A 2,781-nucleotide genomic window follows, 5' to 3' on the forward strand; every position below is an offset into this window, starting at 1 on the left:
CGCGGCCCCGGCGGTCCGGCCTCCGGTGGTGCGGCGGGCCGTGCCGAAACCGGCGCCGACCAGCGCGAAGCCGGTGGCCGCCCCGGCGAGAACCCCCGACGATCGGGGCGGCTACGAGCGGCGCAGGATCCTGAAGACGAAGTTCCAGCCGCTGAAGACCCGCCGGAACCCCCTCGCCTCCGTCGTGGTGGTGACGGTGATCGCCTCGACGGTGTCCTGCTTCACCGGAGCGTTGTTCGGCGCGCGACGCTGACACACGGCATGATCGGCCAGTCCGGGGAACTCCCGAGGCGGGCCGATCCGTCGTTACCTGGGGGAAAGACCCGGGCGCGCGGCTGTTCGCTTACGCTGGACCGGAATTCGGGTGGAGTCGCCCTCGTGGCGGGACTGGGGTCGTGGGATGCAAACGTTGATCTTGCTGGGTGGCGCCGCGCTGTTCTTCGTGCTCCTCATGGCGTCGATCGCGTTCCATGAACTGGGCCACATGTACTTCGCCAAGAAGTTCGGCGTGCGCGTGCCCCAGTACATGGTGGGTTTCGGCCCGACGATCTGGTCGAAGCGCAAGGGCGAGACCGAGTACGGCCTCAAGTGGATCCCGCTCGGCGGGTACATCCGGATGATCGGGATGCTGCCGCCGCGCAAGAGCGACCCCGAGGGCTTCGTCCGGCCGTCGTCGACCGGCCGGTTCCAGATGCTGATCGACTCCGCCCGTGAAGGGGCGTTGGAGGAGGTCAGGCCGGGCGACGAGGACAGGGTCTTCTACAACCGCAAGTGGTGGCAGAAGCTGACCATCATGTTCGCGGGCCCCGCGGCGAACCTGCTGCTCGCGCTGATCTTCTTCGCGATCCTGATCATGGGCATCGGGACCACGCAGACCGTCCCCACGATCTCGGCCGTCAACAAGTGCACGATCGCGGTGACCGAGGCGACGGGCCCCGACGGCAAGATCCGCGAGTGCACCGCCGCCGAGGCGCAGCGCTCCACCCCCGCCGCGCTGGCCGGGCTTCAGGCAGGCGACAAGTTCCTGCGGTTCGGCGACACCGAGATCGACGACTACAGGCAGCTCCAGCTCCTGATCCGCGACTCCGCCGGCAAGTCCGTGCCGGTCGTGATCGAGCGGGACGGGCAGCGGCTGACCAAGACCCTGAACGTGGGCGTCAACACCCTCCAGGACCTGAAGGACCCCGACAAGACCGTCACGGCGGGGTTCGTCGGGATCGTCCCGCTGGCCGACCGGGTGACCGGCGGCCCCGGCGACGTCGTCCAGATCATGGGCACGATGACGGCCCGCACGCTCGAATCGTTCGTCCACCTTCCGGAGAAGATGGTCGGGGTCTGGCAGGCGTCGTTCGGCGGCGAGGAGCGCGACCCGAACGGGCCGATCGGCGTCGTCGGCGCGTCCCGGCTGGGCGGCGAGATCCTCGCGTCGCCGACCCCGACCCTCGACAAGATCGCCTGGTACATCCAGCTGCTGGCGGGGATCAACTTCGCGGTCGGCATGTTCAACCTGATCCCGCTGCTCCCCCTCGACGGCGGCCACATGGCCGGCGCGTTCTGGGAGGGGATCAAGCGCGGTTTCGCCCGGATCACCCGCCGCCCCGACCCCGGCTATGTGGACGTCGCGAAGCTGCTCCCGCTCACCTACGCGATGAGCCTGGTCTTCCTCGTGATGGGCGCGCTCCTGGTCTACGCGGACCTGTTCAACCCGATCCGCCTGACCTGATCCTCCGCCGAATCCCTCGACGGGAACGCCACTAAGCCACGGTTCGATCACAACGGGTGTGCGTTACGACTGCACGGGTTAGGTTGGCCACGCACGGTAATCAGCGTGACCCCCTCCCCCCGGAGTCGCTTCATGTTCCACGCCCTGCGTCGCCGGAAGGGCGACGACCAAGACGGCCGTATCGACGACGAGCCGGACGGCCCCACCGCCTCCCACTCCGGTGCGATGATCTCGGCCCTCTTCCTGCTGGTGTTCGCCATCGCGGTGATCGTCCCCTGGACGGTCGCGGACTCCGCGCGGCAGAACACCTACGCCGAGGCCCAGTCGCTGGTCGAGGCCTACTGGGCGGCGGGCGACCTGCCCGGTGCCGAGGCCGACTCCACCCGTGAGGCGCTCAGGGAGTACACGGCCTATGTGGCCGGTCCCGAATGGCGCAGCCTGCGGAACGGGCGGCTCGGCGCGGACGGCTGGCCGATGCTCGACGACCTGCGCGCCCATCTCGGCGAGCTGTCCTACAAGGACAAGCAGCAGGCCGGGGCGCTCGACTCGGTCGAGGGCCATCTGGAGGAGGTGTTCGCGGCGCGCAGGCAGCGGGCCGTGGACGCCGAGGCGGCGCTGCCCGGCGGTGTGCTGGCGCTGACCGCGGTCACGGCGCTGCTGGTGCTGGCGTTTCCGCTGCTGTCGGGCGCGAAGCCGAAGGGCTGGGTCTGGGTCCCCTACGCCCTGCTGGCCCTGTCGCTGGCGGTGAGCGTGCAGCTCGCGTTCTCGATCAACCACACCTTCAAGGGCCCGCTCGGGGTCTCGGCCGACGCCTTCGAGACCGCCCAGCAGGAATTCACCCGCATCCCATGATCAAGCGCTGTGGAGCCTTCACCGGGGCCCTGCTCTGCCTGCTGCTGATGGCCGGTCCCGCGGCCGCGGCCCCGGCGCGGCCGATGGATCCGCTGCTCAAGATCTGCATCGGGATCGACCTGTGGCTGATCCAGCTCGATGTGGCGATCCTGATCGGCCCCGGCGCCTGCGCGCCCGAGCCCGCCCCCCAGCCCGCGCCCCCGCCT

Annotated in this window: 4 protein-coding genes; all 4 read left to right on the plus strand. The window is 69.7% G+C overall.

Annotated elements, in window-relative coordinates; all coding sequences use genetic code 11:
* A partial coding sequence (locus ACYVE7_RS32155) for a hypothetical protein (RefSeq protein ID WP_460370105.1) occupies positions 1-253 on the plus strand: 253 nt, incomplete at its 5' end.
* A 147-nt stretch (positions 254-400) separates the two neighbouring features.
* Complete coding sequence (locus ACYVE7_RS32160) at positions 401-1,723, plus strand: M50 family metallopeptidase (RefSeq protein WP_460370106.1); 1,323 nt, start codon at positions 401-403, stop codon at positions 1,721-1,723.
* Positions 1,724-1,855: 132 nt separating this feature from the next.
* Positions 1,856-2,575 (plus strand): bestrophin-like domain, encoded by a 720-nt coding sequence (locus ACYVE7_RS32165; protein ID WP_460370107.1) that lies wholly within the window; start codon positions 1,856-1,858, stop codon positions 2,573-2,575.
* On the plus strand, positions 2,572-2,781 hold a 210-nt coding region (locus tag ACYVE7_RS32170), incomplete at its 3' end, for a hypothetical protein (protein WP_460370109.1). The genes ACYVE7_RS32165 and ACYVE7_RS32170, both read left to right, overlap by 4 nt.

Source organism: Actinocorallia lasiicapitis, from assembly GCF_054778695.1.

Excerpts from the sequence above, each read along its gene's own strand:
- ACYVE7_RS32160 (WP_460370106.1), top strand. The coding sequence starts at position 401 with ATGCAAACGTTGATCTTGCTGGGTGGCGCCGCGCTGTTCTTCGTGCTC.
- ACYVE7_RS32165 (WP_460370107.1), top strand. The coding sequence starts at position 1,856 with ATGTTCCACGCCCTGCGTCGCCGGAAGGGCGACGACCAAGACGGCCGT.